Here is a 20,073-nt window from a genome sequence, read left to right on the forward strand (position 1 = left end):
ACGTCAGCCGCTCAAAACCGGCTGACGCACTCCATCGCCACCGCCTTAAACTCATCAAAGCTGCGGGTCGCTGACAGGCGCGTCATGGCGCGTTCGCGCAGGAAAGTGACGAAAATATCGTAGATAGCCATCGCCTCTTCATACTCGCTTTTGCTGATCGCCAGCAGGAAGATGATGTGGGCGGTTTCATCGCCCCAGGCGATGCCCTGCGGGGCAATGACGGTGTAGACCACGGTTTTTTGCGCCAGCAGCCCCAGGGCGTGCGGCAGCGCAATGCCATCGCCGAGCATGGTGCTAACAATCGCTTCACGTTCTACCACCGAAGCGTGGAACGCTTCGTCGACAAACCCTTCCTGCTCAAGCTGCTGGCAGAGTTCGGCAAACAGCGTCTGCTGGTCCATCGGGCCGTCGATAACCCGAAAATGGGCGGCGTCGAAGAACTTGTTCAACATCCACGGGCGCGTGCGGTCGACCAGCACCAGCTTGCCAATCTGGTCCAGCTGGTAATCCGTAGGGAACGGTGAAATGGTAACAACCGGCTTCTCTTTTTCGCTGATACGCACCGTGGAAATGACAAAATCTTCGCTCACGCTCTCCAGCTGTTCGTACTCGCGCTGGGACAGCGTAGCGGCAATCTCTACCTGCGGATATTTACGCTGCAGAATGGCTTCAATCACCCGCACCATGGCGTTACCGGCATCGCACACCAGCAGCACCTTCGGCTGGCGCTGGTAGCCGATATTGTAGTGACGCTCTAACCCCACGCCGATGTGCAGCACCAGAAAACCGATTTCGTTTTCGCTGATGGTGTAAGGGGTATATTTCCCCCAGCTTGAAACCGCCGCCAGCGTCATATCCCACGCCATCGGGTAGTGCTGCTTGATGTTATCGAGCAGCGGGTTAGGGATCATAATCTGGTAGCGCACGCGGGTGATCATGGTCTTAATGTGGGTCAGCAAGTCCGCATGCAGCTGCGCGTCCTCCAGCAGGTTGTAGTTATACTGCTGATTGATATAGCGCAGGATGTAGTTCACCAGCGCTTCATCGTCGTCGGCGCTGATGGTTTCCGGGTCGACGTCCTGCACCTGCCGGGCGGCGATATGCACACACAGCCAGGCTTCTTCAGCCTGGGAGAACGGCTTTCCGGTGAGCTTTTGCAACGCGCTGGCCACATCATGAGCGACATCGCGCACGTTCTGCGCGACCTCTTCGGCGCTGAAATCTGCCAGCGGATAGCCGTCGCTTACGCGGCGCGCGACGACCGCACCGTACAGGCAGATAAAGCGCTCCCCGACATCGGTCAGGCGCACATGATGACGGATAAGCGTCTCTTCCAGCACGGCCTCCAGCATGGCTGGCACGCTATCATCAAACGCTTCCTGGCGGATCATCGGGTTCAGCGGCCCCTGCTGGCTGAGCTCCCACAGCAGGTCGGTCAGACAGGCGCGAATCGATACCTCGCTGCCAAACAGCTTCATGCCGTGGCGCGGGCGGGTCTCCAGCGTCAGCTGATAGCGCTGAAAGCGCTCGCGCACCTCTACCATATCGCCTTGCAGCGTCGCACGGCTGACAAACCACTCGTCGGCGAGATCCTCAAGCTTGATGGAGAACGCCGACGTCAGAAAACGCACCAGCAGGAAGTGAATACGATCCTGGGCGGTGCGGGGAATATGCTGCGGCTTAGGTGCGGTCTCTTCCAGCGTCTGATAGCGCGAAGGATCGTCAATCTTCAGCTGATAACCGCTGCCGCGAGTTAACACAAACTGCGCGCCGTAATTCATCAACAGCTCATTTAACGCGGTGATATCGGCGCGTACGGTGCGGGTCGAAACCGACAAGCGCTGCGCCAGTTCGTCCTGCGGCAGCGTTTCGTTTTGCAGCAGAGTAAAGAGTTGCGCTAAACGTTGATTGGGAAATCTCATGTCGGTTCCTTCCTGTTACGGCTTAAGGGGTGGCAGAAATCACCATCTGGGATGGGCTGCCAACCGGGGTGTAGTCCAGGGAGAACGTCAGTTTTCCGTCCTTCGGCGCTACGCTAAAGCGGGTGATATTGTCGCTACGCTGATTCATCACATAGAGCCAGTGCCCTTGCTTATCCAGCGTTAACGTTCGCGGATAGTCGCCACGCGTCCAGATGTCATCCTGATGTTTCAGGGTGCCATCGGCCATCACGGTAAAGTGGGCGATACTGTTGTGTAAGCGGTTAGCGACGTACAGCTGTTTGCCGTCCTGGCTTAATACCAGACCGGCGGCAAAGCTGGTGCCTTTGTACTCTTTCGGTAAGGCAGAGACCGTTTTCCCTTCGCGCAGCAGTCCGCTCTGTTTATCGAGGTGATAAAACGTCAGCGTGGAAGCTTCTTCGTTAATCAACCATAGTCCATTCCCGGCAGGCGTGAAGACAAAATGTCGCGGCCCCGCCCCGGCGGACGATGCGGCGATAAACGGCGGGTCGTTCGGCGTCAGCTTGCCGCTGGCGCTGTCCATACGGTACTGATAGATCCTGTCCAGCCCCAGATCGGTCGAAAAGACAAACTTCCCGCTCGGATCGGCCGAGATCATATGGGCATGCGGGCCGTTATGATCGCTGACGGCAAAGCTGCCTTCAACCGCCGCAGCCGGTCGCGCTGCGCCCGCAGGGCCTTGATCCTGATGCACATCCACCGCCTCACCCAGGCTGCCGTCTTCTTTCACCGGCAGGACGGCAATCGAGCCACTCACGTAGTTCGCCACCAGCAGATGGCGACCATCTGGCGTCAGCGAGAGATAGACCGGGCCCGCGCCGCCGGAAGCCACCTGATTCAGCTCGCTAAGCTCGCCGCTCGCGGCAATGCGCCACGCTTGCACCACACCTTTTTCTACTTCGCTGGCGGCGTACAGAGTTTTGCCATCCTGGCTGACGGTCAGCTGCGCGACGTTCGGCAGCGAACTGACGAGCGCTTTATCGCGCAGCTCGCCGGTTTTTCCATCGACGGTAAAACGGTACAGACCTTCGCCGTTAGGGTTGTAGGTTCCCACCCAGGCGTACTGGGTTTGCGCGACGGCGCTGGCGGCAAGCAGAGAGAGTGAAGCAACAAGCAGGTGACGAGCGGTTGGCATGGTGACTCCTTGATGGTTCGGTGGGGGTTTTCCCCCTCACCCCGGCCCTCTCCCCAAAGGGGCGAGGGAGAAAACCAGGCGGTCCCCTCTCCCCGTGGGGAGAGGGTTAGGGTGAGGGGGACAATCGCACTACTTAACAAGCTGTTTCGTGATTTCCAGCAGCTGACGCACATCCGCCGGACGCGTATTCCCGCTCGCCTTATCAATAATCGAGCTATAGATATGGGGGATAATTTTGCTAACGCCAGCATCCAGCGCAATTTTCAGGATTTCACCGTAGTTATCGAGGTCAATCCCGCCGGTTGGCTCCAGCCAGAAATCATGGCGCGCGCAGGCTTCAGCTACCGCAACAAACTCATCGCGATGCTTCAGGCCGCCCATCGGGAAGTATTTAATCGAGCTGCCGCCCATATCTTTCAGCAGGGCAATGGCAGTCTCCAGCGGCACAATACCGTCCGGCGCGTTGCTGGAGAGCGGGCCGGTGGAGATTTTCACCCTGCCGACGGTGCCGGTTGGCGATACCAGGCCGTTGACCACGGTCTCGTTCTGCCCCAACAGCGCGCGGCTGGTGCCGACGCCGGTGAAGACCTGGTTAACGTGCTGCGGCTGCACCTGGCGGGAAATTTCGCTGACCATCGCCGACTGGTTCGGATCGCCTGCGCCCAGGCCGACAGACAGTGCGTTATCAATCAGCTTTGCGTATTCACGCATATCGGCCACCGCGCTGGCGATGTCCGGATAGTTTTTGGAGAGCACGCCCACCAGCACATGACCTTCCGCCGCTTCGTAAATCTCGCTGGCGTTCTGCTTACTGCCTGCCAGAACGTTCAGGCAGACGCGGTCACGGTAAAAGTTTGGGGTCAGTTTCATGCTTTTTTCTCCTGGTTTAAGACTTCAGCAATACGGCGGGAGACAATCTCCAGCTGCTGCGCATCCACGCTGCGAACATCGGCTTCGATAATGCCTTCGTTGGCCTTGTAGCCGCGGAAGTAAATGGCGTATTCGCCCTGCTTCAGCGCCGCCACCAGGTCACCGGTGTGAACGCCGGTCACGGCTTCATCAAATTTAATCTCGGCGCGCGCAATGTCGCGGCCCGCGCTATCCCACACCACGCGGGCGGTCACGCCGTTGAGCGTATTAAGCTGATTGATGAATGGGGTCATTTTCGCCACCATCTCTTCGCCGCTCTCTTTGGTCGCCGTCAGGTAATGTTCGATGGCGCAGGTCAGGCCAAGAATGCCCTCTTTGCCCACTTTCATCGCACGACCAATGCCGTTCGACTGACGTTTGACCCACTCCACGTACTGGGTTTTACCGATAACCAGTCCGCTGGTTGGCCCTTCAATGGCCTTCGCGCCGCTGTAGATAACCAGGTCCGCGCCCGCACGGTAGTAGGCCTGTAAATCTTCTTCCGCCGCCGCATCAACAATCAGCGGCAGATTGTGGCTGCGCGCGACCGCCGCGGCCTGCGCCACGTTGAGCATGCTTTTCTGCACGCAGTGGTGAGATTTAATGTACAAAATGGCTGCGGTACGCGGGGTGATAGCCGCCGCCAGCTGGTCGGCAGAACATTCGTTGGCGTAGCCCGCTTCCACTAACTTGCCGCCGCCCAGCGCTACCATGGTGCCGACCGGTGCGCCGAAGTTGACGTTGTGGCCTTTCGGCAGCACGATTTCGTTGTTTTCAATCGGGGTAACGTGCAGGTTTTCCAGCAGCCAGTCGCTGTCTTTTACCAGCACCGCCGCCACCGACTGCGCAATCCCGGCGGAGGCGCAGGAGACGACGGTCGCCCCTTCTACGTCCAGCAGCTTCGCAATGTAGGCGCCGGTTTTATTCACCAGGTCTTTCATCTCGAAGTACTGGTTCATGCCCGCCATCGCGGCTTCTACCACTTCCGGACGCGGCGTAGAGACGCCGAGGATCGTCATACGGCCGGAGGTATTAATCACCTGTTTTAAATCGTATTTCTCAAAAATCGAAGGCATTTTCCGCACTCCCTTGTTCGGTCAGATAGCCCTTGCCTGCGCGAATCGCGGCAAGCGGCAGCAAAATCTTGTCAGCCTGAAGGCTCTCTTTTTCCGCATCCACCAGCACCGTTGGCGTCTGGGCAACGGTAAACAGCGTCAGGTCCGCGTCATATCCCACCGCCAGTTGCCCTTTACGGGTCAGGCGCAGGCCGTCGGCGGCATGGGCGGTGACGCAGTCAATAACCTGCGGCAGCGACATACCGATGGCGAGGAACTTCGACATCACCAGCGCCAGCGAGCGTACCGGGCCGTCGATGCGGTTACGGCAGTAGATATCGGAGCTGATGGTGTGCGGCAGAATGCCCATTGCAATCGCCCGGCGGGCCACTTCAAAGCTGAAGCTGGCGGTGCCGTGACCGACGTCGAGGCGCACGCCGCGCTTTAAGGCACGTACGATGGAGCCGCGCAGTTCACCTTCCGGCGTCAGAATACGGTTCGGTTTGCCGTTATAGCAGTGGGTGATGATGTCGCCGGAGCTCAGCAGTTCGGCAATTTCATCGAGGTTTGGCGGGTTGTTGCCAATGTGCACCATCAGCGGCAGGTCGCCGTTTTCTTTCTGGATGGCTTTGCCACGCTCCAGCGGCGTAATACCGTTTTCGCCGACCACGCTGCTGCTCATGCGCGCTTTCAGGCCGACGATAAAGTCCGGGTGGCGCGCCACCGCCTGCTTCACCGCTTCCGCATCGATATTGGCCATATTGGCCAGTTCATTCTGGGCAATCAGCCCGACGCGGGAGATGTTGAGCAGCGCATAGACGTCGGTCGCCGCTTTGCGGGTCAACTGGTAGAAATCGTCCACGTCATCGGCCCCGGTGCTGCCAGCATCAATCACGGTGGTCACGCCGGTGACGATACCCACGCTGTCCGGTTCGTCGTGATAAATCGGTGAGTTCGGGTAGCAGTGGACGTGGGAGTCAATCCAGCCAGCGCTGGCGTAGTATTTGCCGTCAAGGTCGATGGTTTTCAGGGCAGGCGCGCTAATCTCGCCCAGCGCCGCGATTGAACCGTCCTTGATGGCGATATCAGTCAGGGTATCGTCGACGAGGCGCGCACGGCGCAGGAGTAAATCAAACATATCTCTCTCCTGTTAAGACGGGCGCCAGAGCGCCCGCAGGGTTTAACTAATCGCTACCGGGAAGATAGAGCCCAGCAGCATCGCGCCCAGAATGGCGCCACCGGTAATCGGCTTCTGCCAGACATAGAAAATCAGCGCGCCAATCAGTGAGCCCACACCGATAGGAATCGAAGCGGTCATGGCGCTGAGGATAATCAACGGGCCAAGGAAGCGGCCGGAGGCATTACCTGCGCCCATCATTACGTCGGCCCCGTAGGTGGAGTCGCTCTGGTTAATGGTGAACTTACGCGCCAGGATGATGATGTAGCCAATCGCCAGGCCAATCACCAGCCCGGTAATCAGGGAGGCGATAAAGTTGGTCACCGGGAACATGATGCCCGCGCCCAGCAGCAGCGCTGGCACCCCAAGCCCCACGCCGGTCTGGATAGCCCCGCCGATGTCCAGAATGCCCACCAGCGAACCTTCGATGATACGGGCGAACAGGAAGCTCGCGCCGAACGCAGCAACGGCACCGTAAGCCCCGGTATCAATCCCGGCTTTCAGCATCGCCACGAAGGCCACTTCGTTGAAAGCGCCGATGCCGTAGAGGTAGTACATATGCGTCCCGGCGAACACGCCGGAGGAGAGCAGGCCAACGAAGATCGGGAACGACCAGTCGGCATACCAAAAACCTTTATTTTGTTCCATGTCAGGCTCCCGTTATTTGCCGCTGATTGAGCTGTGGATCAGTTCCAGCCAGTTCGGTACGGTCAGGTGGAAGGATTCGATCATCTTCATGTCGAAGCCGCGGAAGAAGGCGCTCAGGACGAACAGCGCAATAATCGCACCCATCATCACTTTGGTGACGCGATGCCAGCCGCTCTCTTCAACACCCTTACCAATCAGAATACCCAGCACCAGGCCCGGTACGGCGTTACCCATAATCAGCTGCGCTGCGCCGCCGAAGATGGTGGCCCAGAAGCCTGATTTCTTACCGGCATCAATCGCTGCCAGCCAGAAAATAACCGGCATGACGGTGTTCACCAGCAGGTTGGCTGCCGGAACCAGTACCTTAACGGCGGTGACCTGCAGCGCCTGCGGTACGGACGAGGCCGTCAGGTTAAGGAAGGCCACCACAATCATGCCGATGATGCCGCAGGCAATCGCCATTTTGCGTGGGTCATGCAGCGTCTCGCCGACGTTGCGATTTTTCACCATCAGTGCCGCCGCGCCCCAGTTCGGGATAATGCGGTGGTCAACGTCCTGGGTGAAGGAACCGGCTGCGACGGAAGAAGCCCAGGCATTAAAGAAGAAGCCGAGGCCAAAGGAGAAGTGAGAAGCCGGATCGCCTTCGCAGGAGTTCAGCTCGCCCAACGTACGAAACGCCCCCATCCCCTGCGTGGTGGGCGCGTGAAACATGCGTGCCGCTCCGGCGCCCACGCCGACGCCAACCAGGCCGCCGATAATGAGCGATTTTATTAAAATTATCAGGAACATAGTCTGACCCTTTGGTGAAAATCAGGTTTGCGTGACGAAATCCACTTTATCGATATCGATGGCGGTCACGTTGACGGTCACGTCCAGCTCCACGCTGTACGCTCGTCGTTCACGGCGTAAAAAGAAGAATAAGAACGCCTCTTTTCGTACCGCTTCGCGCGCATGAACAACCTGCACATCCTGTGGCTCAATACGCAGTAAGATGCGCGATGATGTTTTCATCACCGCTGCCTGCACGTGGTTCAGGGCATCGGCGAACGCCCGTGTTTTGCTCTCGCCTTTGCCCGTGACCCTCACCGTGGTGGTGAATTGCTCTTTCATACTCAAGCGCCGTACTTCTTCTTCCAGGCCTCTACCAGGCGTTCACCCAGCTCTTCTTTGTCCATAAAGCCGAAGCCCAGCACGTTGCAGCCTTCGTTGATGGCGGTCACGCCCTCTTCCACCGAACGCATGCCGTATTTCGCTTTGTAGCCATATTTGGTCTGCGCGGTGATAGCACCCGCACCACCGCTACCGCAGAAGGAGATACCGAAGGTCGCGTTCTCGGCCTTCATCATGTCGCCCAGCTTCATGTCGGCGGCGACGCCCGGTACCACAACTGCACGAGCACCGGCTTTTTCCGCGCCAGCGGCAACTTTTTGTCCTTTACCCAGGCGGTCGCCAATTACTACGGTGATCTGTTCCATTTGTTGCTCCTTACAGGTTGTCTTTTGCTACTTCGAAGTGAACGGAGAGCAGCCAGGCCTCTTCATCAGGCAGGTTGCCAAACTCCGCGACCACTTCGCGGGCAAGCATCATTGAATCGTCAGAAATCTCTTCAAACAGGCTTTCATCCACTTCCGGCAGCGGCTCGCCGCTGATGGACCGGTGGGCCATGGCCCGCACGTGGGAGGTCAGCATTTGCTCCTGCACGTCGTTAGGGGTGATATCGCGGCAGCGTAACAGTGCGAACACCTGCTGCAACATCTTGTCGGCCAGCCGTTCGGTCTGTAGCGCCTGCTCCCCTGCGTCGTGTATTACCGCTCCGTTATTCACTCGTGTTACCCCGCTAATGTCTCTGGGGATAAACCTAACGCCGGGGGATGGGAGTTTGTAGCGAGTTGTTTTCCACTTCGAAGTGGAAAGGTAGACGGCTTGAGTGATCGAATTCACACATTCGCCACGAAAGTAACGATTTCGATATATTCGCGTGATGAATGTCACGTCTGAGGGACAAGGTCATTGGAAAGGCGAATGGCAAAACGAAGGTGAAAAGTGTGATATCGGTGAAGTTTTTCGGGAAATTTTCGGAGAGGAAAGACGGAAGGCGTCAGGGCGACGCCTTCCGGAGATAAGATTAGCGGAACTTCTTGTGGTTCTCGTTGCGGGTGGTTTTGAAATCTTCCGCGGCGGCCTGGGCTTCTTTCACTTTGCCCTCGTTCGCCAGCTTCAGCGCACCGTCAATCTGACCAATCAGCGTATCCATCCCATGGTGATAGTCTTTCATTTCTGCGCTGTCAGCCGCTTTGCCTTCCAGCTTCGGCGGGGTCTCTTTTTTGGCGTCTTCCGCGGCGGTACGCATCTTCGTCAGCGCCGCTTTCAGCTCACCCGCATCGGTGGTCTTCTGCACGACCTGCAGATTTTCCGCCAGGGTGTCCATATCTTCGCCCAGGTCGGCAAAGGCAGAAGCCGAACCCAGCGCCAGCGCGGAGACCGCCAGCATCGCTACCAGTTTTTTACGCATTGCTCACTTCCTTTTTATTATTTAAGCGAACGGGCGCAGCAGGATGCGCCCAATACGTGATTACTGTCCGGCGATTTTCATCTCCGGAAGCAGTACGGAACCACATTGAATGTTACTGCGTGTCTCAATATCGTCGGCGATAGTGACCATATTGCGCCACATGTCTTTCAGGTTGCCAGCGATGGTGATTTCACTCACCGGATACTGAATTTCGCCGTTCTCAACCCAGAAGCCGGATGCACCGCGAGAGTAGTCGCCGGTGATGCCGCTAACACCCTGCCCCATCAGTTCAGTCACGACAAGACCCGTGCCCATCTCTTTAAGCAACTTTTCAAAACTCAGGCCGCGACCGGCAATACGCCAGTTGTGGATGCCGCCCGCGTGGCCGGTGCTCTTCAGACCCAGCTTACGCGCGGAGTAGTTGGTCAGCAGCCACTGGGTCAGCACGCCGTCTTTGATGATGTCGCGACGTTCGGTGCGCACGCCTTCACCATCAAACGGCGTAGACGCCAGCCCTTTCAGCAGATGCGGGTGCTCTTCAATGGTCAGCCATTCAGGCAGAATTTGCTTGCCGAGAGAGTCCAGCAGGAAGGTCGATTTACGGTACACCGAACCGCCAGCAATGGCGCCCACCAGGTGGCCAAACAGCCCGGTTGCGACTTCGTTGGCAAAAATCACCGGCGCTTTCATGGTGGAGAGCTTACGCGGCTCCAGGCGGGACAGGGTGCGACGCGCGCACTCTTCACCAACCCATTCCGGGGACTGCAGGTCACCCAGCGCGCGGCCGATGGTATAAGCGTAGTCACGCTCCATGTCGCCGTTCACTTCGGCAATCACGCAGCTGGACAGGGAATGACGGGTAGAACAGTAGCTTTGCAGCATGCCATGGCTGTTGCCAAAGACTTTAATACCGTAGTGGCTGTTGAAGCTGCCGCCTTCGGTGTTGGTAATGCGTTTGTCGGCTTTCAGTGAAGCCTGCTCAGCGCGGGCCGCCATTTCGATGGCTTCATCCGGGGAGACTTCCGCCGGGTGGAACAGGTCAAGATCCGGGGCTTCAAAGGCCAGTAACTCTTTATCTGCCACGCCTGCACAGGGGTCCGGCGAGGTGTAGCGCGCGATATCCAGCGCCGCCTGTACGGTACGGGCGATAGCATCCGGGCTCAGGTCGGTGGACGACGCACTGCCTTTACGGTTCTGGTGATAGACGGTAATCCCCAGCGCCCCATCGCTGTTAAATTCGACGTTTTCGACTTCACCATAACGGGTGCTTACGCCGATGCCGGTGGTTTTACTGACCGCCACTTCCGCGCCGTCTGATTGAGTGGCTGCCAGTTCCAGCGCCATAGAGACCGCTTTTTCCAGCGCAATACGTTGTTGTGCAACTTGTGTGATCACTTTCATCGTCTAAGCCATAATCTGAGGTAAAGTTAAATGAAGTCTAACAGAGAACCCTTTCTCAGTATGCGCTCAAGCTGTTAGTATTAGCCTCTTTTTTAAGGAGCCTGAAATGACAAAGCAGCCCGAAGACTGGCTCGACGACGTCCCCGGTGATGATATCGAAGACGAAGATGATGAAATTATCTGGGTCAGCAAGAGTGAAATTAAACGTGATGCCGAAGAGCTGAAGAAGCTTGGGGTAGAACTGGTTGAGCTCGGTAAGAACGCGCTGGATAAAATCCCGCTGGACGCCGACCTGCGCGCCGCCATTGAACTGGCGCAGCGTATTAAGATGGAAGGCCGCCGCCGCCAGCTGCAGCTGATTGGCAAAATGCTGCGTCAGCGTGACGTAGAACCTTTCCGTCAGGCGCTGGATAAGCTGAAAAACCGCCACAACCAGCAGGTTGTTGTGTTCCATAAACTGGAACAGCTGCGTGACCGTATGGTTGACGGTAGCGATGAAGCCATCGAAGAAGTGATGAACCTGTGGCCTGACGCCGACCGTCAGCAGCTGCGTTCACTGGTGCGTAACGCCAGGAAAGAAAAAGCCGGCAATAAGCCGCCAAAATCTTCCCGCCAGATCTTCCAGTATCTGCGCGAGCTGTCCGAACACCAGGACTAAGTGTCAAGAAAATGCCCTCTTCGTGAGGGTATTTTTTTGCCCGTCTTGTGCAACATCCCGGCGTCGCGCTGCTCGGCCGGGCGACTTTCATGCCATCACAATCTGGCACAAATCATGGTTGAAGCGCTGGTACTGCGCTTCGTCAATCGGCTGCGGGTAGCTCAGCACAATGAGTTCGTGATCGGCAATGTCGGCATGATAGGTCGGGTGCGCGTGCGGCCACGGGTTGGCGAAGAATCCCATGCTTTCATAGAAACGCAGGCGCTTGTGGGCTATCTCGGTGGTCAGCGGGTCGATTTCCAGAATGGTTTTCGGTGCGCGCTCGAGGATTTGCCCCAGCAGACGTTTGCCGTAGCCCTGGGAACGCAGGCTGCTGTCGACCGCCAGATGTTCAATATAGACGTAGCCGTCGAACGCCCAGCATCCGCTCATGCCAATAAACTGTTCACCATCGAACCACGCTTCCAGCGCGTAGTGCGGGGAGTTAAGCGCGCGCTGCTTGGCGGGGAGTTCGCGCTGTTCGTGCCAGGGGAAGGCGTGGGTGTAAAGGGCGTCCAGTGGGGGGAAAAGGACGGAGTCGGTGGTGGTGATTTTTTTTGCGGTGAGCATTTTTAGGTTCCGGGGAATGGGCTGGATTGAGCGAGCCCCCCTCACCCCGACCCTCTCCCCAAAGGGGCGAGGGAGAAAACCGGGCGATCCCCTCTCCCCCGTGGGGAGAGGGTTAGGGTGAGGGGGTAACCCGCTCAGCGCAAAGCCAGGCGAATTACTCCTGCTGCGCTTTCTTCGCCAGCCCATCGAGCAGTTTCTGATGAATGCCGCCGAAGCCGCCGTTACTCATCACCAGAATATGGTCGCCAGGCTCGGCGCTCTTCACAATCATATCGGCCAGCGTATCCACGTCAGCGCTCCAGTGTGCAGGCTGCACACAGGCTTCTGCCACTTCCGCGACCTGCCACGGAATGTGCTGCGGCTGCAGCAGGAACACTTCATCAGCGCGGCCCAGAGACGGCGCCAGGTCGTCTTTGCAGACGCCCATTTTCATGGTGTTCGAGCGCGGTTCCAGCACGGCGATGATTTTCGCGGTACCGCCCACTTTGCCGCGCAGCGCTTGCAGCGTCGCGAGGATAGCCGTTGGGTGGTGCGCGAAGTCGTCATAAACGCAAACGCCGTTGGCTTCACCACGAAGCTCCAGACGACGACGGGCGTTGATAAAGCTGCCCAGCGCGTTGGCGGCATCGGCTGGTGTCACACCCACATGACGCGCGGCGGCAATCGCCATCAGACCGTTATGCATGTTGTGTTCGCCGACCAGGCCCCATTTCACTTCACCGACTTTTTCACCGTCGAGCAGCACTTCCCACTCGGAGGCGTCGGTATTGAGTTTTTTCGCCTGCCAGTGGCCCTGCTCGCCCACTAGCTCCTGCTCGCTCCAGCAGCCCATCGCCATCACCTGTTTCAGGTTGGCGTCGTTTTCCGGCAGGATGATACGGCCCTGGCCCGGAACGATGCGCACCAGGTGGTGGAACTGTTTCTGGATAGCTTTCAGATCGTCGAAGATGTCCGCGTGATCGAACTCAAGGTTGTTGAGGATCAGCGTACGCGGGCAGTAATGCACGAATTTGGAACGCTTATCGAAGAAGGCGCAGTCGTATTCATCGGCTTCAATCACGAAGAACGGGCTGTCGCCCAGACGCGCGGAAACCTCGAAGTTCCCCGGTACGCCGCCGATCACAAAGCCCGGCTTGTAGCCGCACTCTTCGAGGATCCAGGTCGCCATACCGGCGGTGGTGGTTTTGCCGTGGGTACCGGCAACCGCCACAACCCAGCGATCGCGCAGCACGAAGTCGTGCAGCCACTGCGGGCCGGACATATACGGAATGTTCTTCTCCAGCACCGCTTCTACACACGGGTTACCGCGCGTCATGGCGTTGCCGATGATCACCAGATCCGGCTGCGGGTCAAGCTGGCTTGCGTCATAACCCTGAATTAAATCAATACCTTGCTTTTCAAGCAGCGTGCTCATCGGGGGATACACATTGGCATCCGAACCCGTGACTTCATGACCCAGCGAGCGAGCCAGCATCGCCAGACCGCCCATGAAGGTGCCACAAATACCCAAAATATGAATGCGCATACGTCACTATCCTTTTTTTATCTGCCCCGCATTTTACCCATATGTTTGCCGGCAGATAAACGCATTTCAGGATATTCCGTAGTTTGCTGGCGCGATTCACCAGTGCGATTTTTTTTTATTCTTTGTTAAGATTGTTGCAGTCGTTTTACTCAACATCCACTGTCAGGGAAAGTGTTATGAAAACGTTAGGTGAATTTATTGTCGAAAAGCAGCACGAGTTCTCTCATGCTACCGGTGAGCTCACTGCTTTGTTGTCGGCAATAAAGTTAGGTGCCAAGATCATCCACCGCGATATCAATAAGGCCGGTCTGGTCGATATCCTGGGTGCCAGCGGCGCAGAAAACGTACAGGGAGAAGTACAACAAAAGCTCGATTTGTTCGCAAACGAGAAGCTGAAAGCCGCACTCCGCGCCCGTGACATCGTCGCCGGTATCGCCTCCGAAGAAGAAGACGAAATTGTCGTATTCGACGGCTGTGAACACGCGAAGTATGTGGTCCTGATGGACCCGCTGGATGGCTCATCTAATATCGACGTTAACGTCTCTGTCGGTACTATCTTCTCTATCTACCGTCGCGTAACCCCAGTGGGCACGCCGGTCACCGAAGAAGATTTCCTGCAGCCGGGTAACCGCCAGGTCGCCGCGGGCTATGTGGTTTACGGCTCCTCCACTATGTTGGTGTACACCACCGGCTGCGGCGTGCACGCCTTTACCTACGACCCGTCGCTGGGCGTGTTCTGCCTGTGCCAGGAGCGTATGCGCTTCCCTCAGCGCGGTAGCACCTACTCTATCAACGAAGGTAACTACATCAAGTTCCCGAACGGGGTGAAGAAGTACATCAAGTTCTGCCAGGAAGAAGATAAGTCCACGCAGCGCCCGTACACCTCACGCTACATCGGTTCTCTGGTGGCCGATTTCCACCGCAACCTGCTGAAAGGCGGGATCTACCTGTACCCAAGCACCGCCAGCCACCCGGATGGGAAGCTGCGTCTGCTGTATGAGTGCAACCCGATGGCGTTCCTCGCGGAACAGGCCGGCGGTAAGGCCAGCGATGGGAAAGAGCGTATTCTGGATATCGTGCCGGAAACGCTGCACCAGCGTCGTTCGTTCTTCGTCGGTAACGACCATATGGTGGAAGACGTTGAGCGTTTGATTCGCGAGTTCCCGGACGCGTAATCTTATTGAGGATGCCCCCTCACCCCGGCCCTCTCCCCCGTGGGGAGAGGGTTAGGGTGAGGGGGTAACCTCGCTACGACACCTGCAACCGGAATGAAGACATCGCGGCCACCAGCGCCTGCGACTGCTCTTCCAGCGAACGGGTTGCCGCCGACGACTGCTGTACCAGCGCCGCGTTCTGCTGCGCGGTTTCATCCATCTGGCTTACCGCAATATTCACCTGCTCAATGCCGCGGCTCTGCTCCTGCGACGCGCTGGCAATTTCGCGCATCAGCTTGGTCATGCGCATCACTTCACTGGCAATCTCATCCATGGTTTCCCCCGCCTGCTGCGCCAGGTCGCTGCCTTCGCTGACGTGAGTTTGTGAGGCGGAAATCAGCTGACGAATCTCTTTGGCGGCATCCGCGCTGCGGCTTGCCAGGTTACGCACTTCACCCGCCACCACCGCGAATCCGCGACCCTGCTCACCCGCGCGCGCCGCTTCTACTGAGGCGTTTAGCGCCAGAATATTGGTCTGGAAGGCAATCCCATCAATCACGCTGAGGATATCGGCGATGCGGTTGGCGCTGCCGGAAATATCCTGCATTTTTTCAATCACGTAGCAGACCATTTCGCTACCGCGGTCGGCGGTATCGGAAACCTCCTGCGCCAGCTTGTGCGCCTGGTCGGCGTTATCGGCGTTCTGCTTCACGGTGGCGGTGATCTCCTCCATGCTGGCCGCGGTCTGCTCAAGCGACGTCGCCGTCGACTCGGTGCGCTGCGCCAGATGGTTGTTACCCGCCGTCAGCTCGCGGCTGCCAACGTCAATCTGCGAACTGGCATCCCGCACGCGCATCACTGAGTTCATCATCGACTCGCGCATACCGGCAATCGCCACGTTCAGGCGCTTAATCTCCGCGCTGCTCGCCTTCAGCGGTGAATAGGTTAAATCCCCCGCCGCCACCTGCTCCAGTTGGCCAATCGCCGCCGCTAGCGGTTTAAGCAGCAGATGACGCAGCTGCAGCCAGCCCAGCGCCATCACGCCTGCGGTCAGGAGAATGGCGATAACCATCAGTACCAGCACGCGGTTTTTGGTGCTGTGCACCGCCGCGACTTCAATCTGGCCGCGAGACTCGCCCCAGTCCTGGAACGCGTGGATCGCATCGTCAAACTGGCGAGAGACCGGGATCATGGTCTTTTCCAGCAGATCGTAATAGCCGTCAACGTTTTGCTGGTTCAGCGCCGCCAGCATCGGCACGATCCCTTGCGTGTTGTAGGCTTCGAAGCTTTTGGTCACGTTCGCCAGCAGCTGCGCACCGTCGGCGTCATCCATGGCGGACTGGCCCACGTCGGCAATGATCTTTTGCCCCTGGGCAACTTCACCGTTGAGCACTTTTACCGCCGTGGTGGCATCATCAAGCATGCCTATTTCCATCAAGCGGACCGCCTGGCTGGCTTCGTTACGCGCGCGCAATAACAATGTATAACCTTCATTCAACTGGGTTATTTGATCGCTTTGCAGATGGTCAATGCGTTGTAGAGAGGTGGAGCTTTTGGTGAGGGCATAAATGCCGATGCCGCTGACTAAAACCAGCAGCAGGGTCATCACGGCGAGCAGGGACAGCAAGCCGGTACGGATAGAGAGCGTTTTTAGCATCATAGTGTTGTCCGGTAGCAGGGGTACTGTTTGGCGTAAAAAGTCAGTATCGGCCGCTACCGGAAAAACATTAGTGTTTCAGTGTGTTAGTCCTTTGTTACTGCCACGTTCACGCGGGTCACCGCCGCGTTCTGGCGTTTCTCCCACAGCACCGTCAGCGCACGCTGGAGCGCGATGAAAATAAACAGCAAAATGCCGATCGCTATCTTCGTCCACCATGAGCTGAGCGTGCCGTCGAAGTTGATATAGGTCTGAATCAGCCCCTGAATGCCCACGCCGAACAGCGTACCGAGCACCGTCCCCACGCCACCGCTCAGCAGCGTACCGCCAATCACCACCGAGGCAATGGCATCCAGTTCTACCCCAACGCCCGCCAGCGCGTAACCTGCCTGGGTATAGATAGAGAAGACAATACCGGCAAGCGTCGCCAGCCCGGTCGACAACATATAGATACGCACGATAGTACTGCGGGTCGGAATCCCCATCAGGTTCGCCGAGGTGGCGCTGCCGCCGATGGCATACACCTGATTACCAAAGCGGGTACGGTGAGCCAGGAAGATCCCCAGAATCACCACCAGCAGCATCAGCAGCCCCATCGCGCTCAGGCGACCGCCGCCGGGAATGGTCCACGCCAGCCCGGATAGGGTGTCATAGAGCGGATGATCGATAGGAATCGACTCTTCGGAGACCAGATAGCTGACGCCGCGCAGAAAGAACATCCCGGCAAGGGTGATGATAAACGCCGGGATCTTCAGGGCATCAATCAGCCAGCCCATAAACGCCCCGAAGGCGCAGCCCATCACCAGCACCAGCGGGAAGGCCACCAGCGGCGACAGCCCCCATACGCCAATGGCCTTGGCTAAGAAAACGCCGGTAAAGGCGATCACCGAGCCGACGGAGAGATCGATACCGCCGGAGAGGATCACAAAGGTCATCCCTACCGCCACGATGCCCAGAAAGGCGTTGTCGGTCAGGATGTTGCAAATCACCCGCGTGGAGGCAAAGCCGGGAAACTGGGTCAGGCAGTAGAGATAGCCGAGGATGAACACGCCCAGGGTGATCATCAGCGGTAAATTACGTTTTATCATCGCGGCGAACCCTCTTCAGCATCTGAATAAAGCGCGGCGACTGGACGATCAGCACGCACATCACCACCACCGCCTTCACCACCTGGTTAAGCTCGGGTGGGAAACCGGAGAGCAGAATGCCGGTGTTCATGCCCTGAATAATCAGCGCGCCAACCACCGACAGCAGCAGGTTAAAGCGCCCGCCCATCAGCGAGCCGCCGCCAATCACCACCGCCAGAATGGCATCCAGCTCCAGCCACAGCCCGGCGTTGTTAGCATCGGCTCCGCGAATGTCCGCCGCGACAATGGTGCCGGCAATGGCCGCGCAAACACCGCTCAGCACGTAGGCCAGCATCACCACGATGCGGGTGTTTACCCCGGCGTTTTTCGCCGCGCGGATGTTGATCCCCACCGCTTCAATAAACATGCCGAGGGCGGTTTTACGCGCCAGCAGCCAGAAGAGGACCAGCGTCACCAGCGCGATAATCACCGGCGTCGGGAACAGCAGAAACTTGCCGCTGCCGATCCACGCCAGCGACGGCGAGTCGAAGGTGACGATCTGCCCGGAGGTGATCAGCTGCGCCACGCCGCGCCCGGCCACCATCAGGATGAGCGTTGCCACAAAGGGCTGAATTTTGAGGATAGCGACCAGGATGCCGTTCCATAGCCCCGCCAGCACGCCGGAGCCTAGCGCCGCCAGCAGCACCACCGGCAGGCTGTGCCCGGCTACGGTCATTGAGGCGGCGGTGGCCCCAGCAATCGCCATCACCGCGCCCACGGAAAGATCGATACCGCCGGTGGCAATCACCAGCGTCATGCCAATCGCCAGCAGCGCCACGGGGGCGGCGCGGTTGAGGATATCAATCGGGCTGCCGAACAGGCGGCCATCCTGTAGCGTTATCTGGAAAAAGTGCGGTGCGACGAGGCTATCCACCAGCAGCACCAGAATCAGCGCCGCTATCTGCGGCATGCCCGGCGGCCAGCGAAAACGTCGCGCGGGCTGACCGGGTTGAGGAATGGATCGAGGCATCACGGTGTACTCCTTAGGCCGCAATAGCGTTCATGATGGCGGGAACGGAAAGCTTATCGAGCGGGATCTCCGCTACCTGTTGGCGATCGCGCATGATGATCACCCGGTCGGCGTAGCCCACCAGCTCTTCCAGCTCGGACGAAATCACCAGCAGCGCCAGGCCATCGGCGCAGAGGGTTTCGATCAGGCGAATAATCTCTGCGTGCGCACCCACGTCGATCCCGCGGGTCGGTTCGTCGAGGATCAGGAACTGAGGGCGCGTCAGCAGCCAGCGGGAGAGCAGCACCTTCTGCTGGTTGCCGCCGGAGAGAAACTCTACCGGCTGCTCGGCGCTAGGCGTACGGATTGCCAGCTGGCGGATAAAGCGTTCGGCAATGTCGTTCTGCTCTTTGCGCGGAATCGGCCGCAGCCAGCCGCGCTGGGCCTGCAGGGCGAGGATAATATTTTCCCGCACCGAGGCAGCGGCAATAATGCCGTCGGTTTTACGATCCTCCGGACAGAAGCCAATTCCCAGACAGGAGGCCTGATGCGGCGATCGCAGGGTTTGCGGTTTGCCTCTGATCGTTGCCTGGCCGCTGTCGGCAGGATGGATGCCGAAGATCACCTCGGCGGTTTCGGTACGCCCCGATCCCAGCAGCCCCGCCAGGCCGACGATCTCGCCGGGGCGAACGTGTAGATCGAACGGCGCGATGGTGCCTTTTTTGCCGTAGCCCTCAAACGAGGCGATCGGCTTGTCGCTGAGCAGCGTGCGCCCGGCGCGCTGTAGCGCCTGATGCTCCAGCTCGCGGCCAAGCATCATTTTGACCAGTTCAATCTGTGGCAGATCGCTGGTTTCCCGGCAGCCAACGAACGATCCGTTGCGCAGCACGGTGATCCGATCGCTGACCGTATAGACCTGATCGAGGAAGTGGGTGACGAAGATCAGGCTTACGCCACGATCGCGCAGCTGGCGCATCAGGGTGAAGAGCATCTCCACTTCTTTGGTATCGAGACTGGCGGTCGGTTCATCGAGGATCAACACTTTTGCCGAGAGATCGATGGCCCGGCAGATGGCGACAATCTGCTGCATCGCCACGGAAAAGCGGTTTAGCGGCTCACGCACGTCGAGGGAAAAGCCGTAGGAGGCCATCAGCGCGGTGGCGCGCTTTTCCATCTCTTTGCGCTGGATAAAGCCAAAGAGTTTGGGTTCACGGCCAATAAACAGGTTGTCCGCTACCGACATGTTCGGCAGCAGGTTCACTTCCTGGTAGACGGTGCCAATCCCCAGCTGTTGGGCATGGGCGGTATTTTTCGGGTTAATTTGCTGGCCTTCCAGCCAGATGCTGCCGCTGTTGGCGTGGTAGACACCGGTCAGCGCCTTGATAAGCGTCGATTTCCCCGCACCGTTTTCACCGAGCAGCGCCATAATTTCACCGCGCCGCAGGCTAAAATTGACGTTATCCAGCGCCTTAACGCCGGGGAAGTACTGGCAGAGCCCCTCGGTGCGGAGGATTTCTGGGTTGGTTTCTGTGGTCATGGTGCGCTCTCCCCCTCACCCAATACATTGTGCCCAACTTGCAGCCCGCACCGCCCTGC

Annotated in this window: 20 protein-coding genes; 2 read left to right on the top strand and 18 right to left on the bottom strand. The window is 58.3% G+C overall.

Annotated features, from left to right (window positions below):
• Nucleotides 1–11 precede the first annotated feature (11 nt).
• The 12 genes from V6944_RS16530 to pmbA form a co-directional block, all read right to left on the bottom strand.
• Nucleotides 12–1,922, bottom strand: a complete 1,911-nt coding sequence (locus V6944_RS16530; protein ID WP_333499729.1) for a BglG family transcription antiterminator — start codon at nt 1,920–1,922, stop codon at nt 12–14.
• A 22-nt stretch (nt 1,923–1,944) separates the two neighbouring features.
• The gene (locus V6944_RS16535) at nt 1,945–3,096 is read right to left on the bottom strand and encodes a lactonase family protein (RefSeq protein ID WP_333499730.1); all 1,152 of its coding nucleotides are present in this window, start codon (nt 3,094–3,096) and stop codon (nt 1,945–1,947) included.
• Between the two features lie 129 nt (nt 3,097–3,225).
• Nucleotides 3,226–3,966, bottom strand: coding sequence for a 2-dehydro-3-deoxy-phosphogluconate aldolase (dagF, locus tag V6944_RS16540; protein WP_333499731.1), 741 nt, complete (start codon nt 3,964–3,966; stop codon nt 3,226–3,228).
• Nucleotides 3,963–5,081 carry a DgaE family pyridoxal phosphate-dependent ammonia lyase gene (locus tag V6944_RS16545; protein WP_333499732.1) on the bottom strand — a complete coding sequence of 373 codons (1,119 nt, stop codon included), beginning with the start codon at nt 5,079–5,081 and terminating at the stop codon, nt 3,963–3,965. The genes dagF and V6944_RS16545 overlap by 4 nt, the downstream gene beginning before the upstream one ends.
• A complete protein-coding gene (locus tag V6944_RS16550) occupies nt 5,065–6,198 on the bottom strand; it encodes an amidohydrolase/deacetylase family metallohydrolase (RefSeq protein ID WP_333499733.1) in 1,134 nt (377 codons plus the stop codon). The genes V6944_RS16545 and V6944_RS16550 overlap by 17 nt, the downstream gene beginning before the upstream one ends.
• Before the next feature lie 42 nt (nt 6,199–6,240).
• Complete coding sequence (locus V6944_RS16555) at nt 6,241–6,885, bottom strand: DUF4310 family protein (protein WP_035892755.1); 645 nt, start codon at nt 6,883–6,885, stop codon at nt 6,241–6,243.
• Nucleotides 6,886–6,897: 12 nt separating this feature from the next.
• Nucleotides 6,898–7,674 (bottom strand): DUF4311 domain-containing protein, encoded by a 777-nt coding sequence (locus V6944_RS16560; protein ID WP_333499734.1) that lies wholly within the window; start codon nt 7,672–7,674, stop codon nt 6,898–6,900.
• A gap of 21 nt (nt 7,675–7,695) precedes the next feature.
• Nucleotides 7,696–7,995, bottom strand: coding sequence for a DUF4312 family protein (locus V6944_RS16565; RefSeq protein ID WP_035892752.1), 300 nt, complete (start codon nt 7,993–7,995; stop codon nt 7,696–7,698).
• Between the two features lie 2 nt (nt 7,996–7,997).
• Nucleotides 7,998–8,360 carry an SFCGS family glycine-rich protein gene (locus V6944_RS16570; protein ID WP_004206501.1) on the bottom strand — a complete coding sequence of 121 codons (363 nt, stop codon included), beginning with the start codon at nt 8,358–8,360 and terminating at the stop codon, nt 7,998–8,000.
• Nucleotides 8,361–8,370: 10 nt separating this feature from the next.
• Complete coding sequence (locus V6944_RS16575) at nt 8,371–8,709, bottom strand: glycine dehydrogenase (RefSeq protein ID WP_333499735.1); 339 nt, start codon at nt 8,707–8,709, stop codon at nt 8,371–8,373.
• A 301-nt stretch (nt 8,710–9,010) separates the two neighbouring features.
• Nucleotides 9,011–9,397 (bottom strand): cytochrome b562, encoded by a 387-nt coding sequence (cybC, locus tag V6944_RS16580; protein ID WP_333499736.1) that lies wholly within the window; start codon nt 9,395–9,397, stop codon nt 9,011–9,013.
• A 60-nt stretch (nt 9,398–9,457) separates the two neighbouring features.
• Entirely contained in the window at nt 9,458–10,798 is a 1,341-nt protein-coding gene (gene pmbA, locus V6944_RS16585; protein WP_333499737.1) for a metalloprotease PmbA, read from the bottom strand.
• Nucleotides 10,799–10,904: 106 nt separating this feature from the next.
• Here pmbA and yjgA point away from each other — a divergent pair, with 106 nt between their 5' ends.
• On the top strand, nt 10,905–11,456 hold the full coding sequence (yjgA, locus tag V6944_RS16590; RefSeq protein WP_185669140.1) for a ribosome biogenesis factor YjgA: 552 nt from the start codon (nt 10,905–10,907) through the stop codon (nt 11,454–11,456).
• An 87-nt stretch (nt 11,457–11,543) separates the two neighbouring features.
• On the opposite strand, the gene V6944_RS16595 is transcribed toward yjgA, so the two are convergent.
• Together V6944_RS16595 and mpl are read right to left on the bottom strand one after the other, a co-directional pair.
• Complete coding sequence (locus V6944_RS16595; protein WP_333499738.1) at nt 11,544–12,065, bottom strand: GNAT family N-acetyltransferase; 522 nt, start codon at nt 12,063–12,065, stop codon at nt 11,544–11,546.
• Nucleotides 12,066–12,219: 154 nt separating this feature from the next.
• Nucleotides 12,220–13,590: a UDP-N-acetylmuramate:L-alanyl-gamma-D-glutamyl-meso-diaminopimelate ligase gene (gene mpl, locus V6944_RS16600; RefSeq protein ID WP_106927557.1), complete on the bottom strand. Its 1,371-nt coding sequence runs from the start codon at nt 13,588–13,590 to the stop codon at nt 12,220–12,222.
• A gap of 176 nt (nt 13,591–13,766) precedes the next feature.
• On the opposite strand from mpl, the gene fbp reads away from it, so the two are divergent.
• Nucleotides 13,767–14,765 carry a class 1 fructose-bisphosphatase gene (gene fbp, locus V6944_RS16605; protein WP_185669138.1) on the top strand — a complete coding sequence of 333 codons (999 nt, stop codon included), beginning with the start codon at nt 13,767–13,769 and terminating at the stop codon, nt 14,763–14,765.
• Nucleotides 14,766–14,838: 73 nt separating this feature from the next.
• Here fbp and V6944_RS16610 read toward each other — a convergent pair whose 3' ends face one another.
• The 4 genes from V6944_RS16610 to ytfR form a co-directional block, all read right to left on the bottom strand.
• On the bottom strand, nt 14,839–16,401 hold the full coding sequence (locus V6944_RS16610) for a methyl-accepting chemotaxis protein (protein WP_333499784.1): 1,563 nt from the start codon (nt 16,399–16,401) through the stop codon (nt 14,839–14,841).
• An 86-nt stretch (nt 16,402–16,487) separates the two neighbouring features.
• The gene (gene yjfF, locus V6944_RS16615) at nt 16,488–17,489 is read right to left on the bottom strand and encodes a galactofuranose ABC transporter, permease protein YjfF (protein ID WP_333499739.1); all 1,002 of its coding nucleotides are present in this window, start codon (nt 17,487–17,489) and stop codon (nt 16,488–16,490) included.
• Nucleotides 17,476–18,501, bottom strand: a complete 1,026-nt coding sequence (ytfT, locus tag V6944_RS16620; protein ID WP_333499740.1) for a galactofuranose ABC transporter, ATP-binding protein YtfT — start codon at nt 18,499–18,501, stop codon at nt 17,476–17,478. Before ytfT ends, yjfF begins: the two co-directional genes overlap by 14 nt.
• 10 nt (nt 18,502–18,511) lie before the next feature.
• On the bottom strand, nt 18,512–20,014 hold the full coding sequence (gene ytfR / locus V6944_RS16625) for a galactofuranose ABC transporter, ATP-binding protein YtfR (protein WP_333499741.1): 1,503 nt from the start codon (nt 20,012–20,014) through the stop codon (nt 18,512–18,514).
• Nucleotides 20,015–20,073 lie beyond the last annotated feature (59 nt).

It is taken from the genome of Kluyvera sp. CHPC 1.2972 (assembly GCF_036759925.1).
Lineage (GTDB): Bacteria > Pseudomonadota > Gammaproteobacteria > Enterobacterales > Enterobacteriaceae > Kluyvera.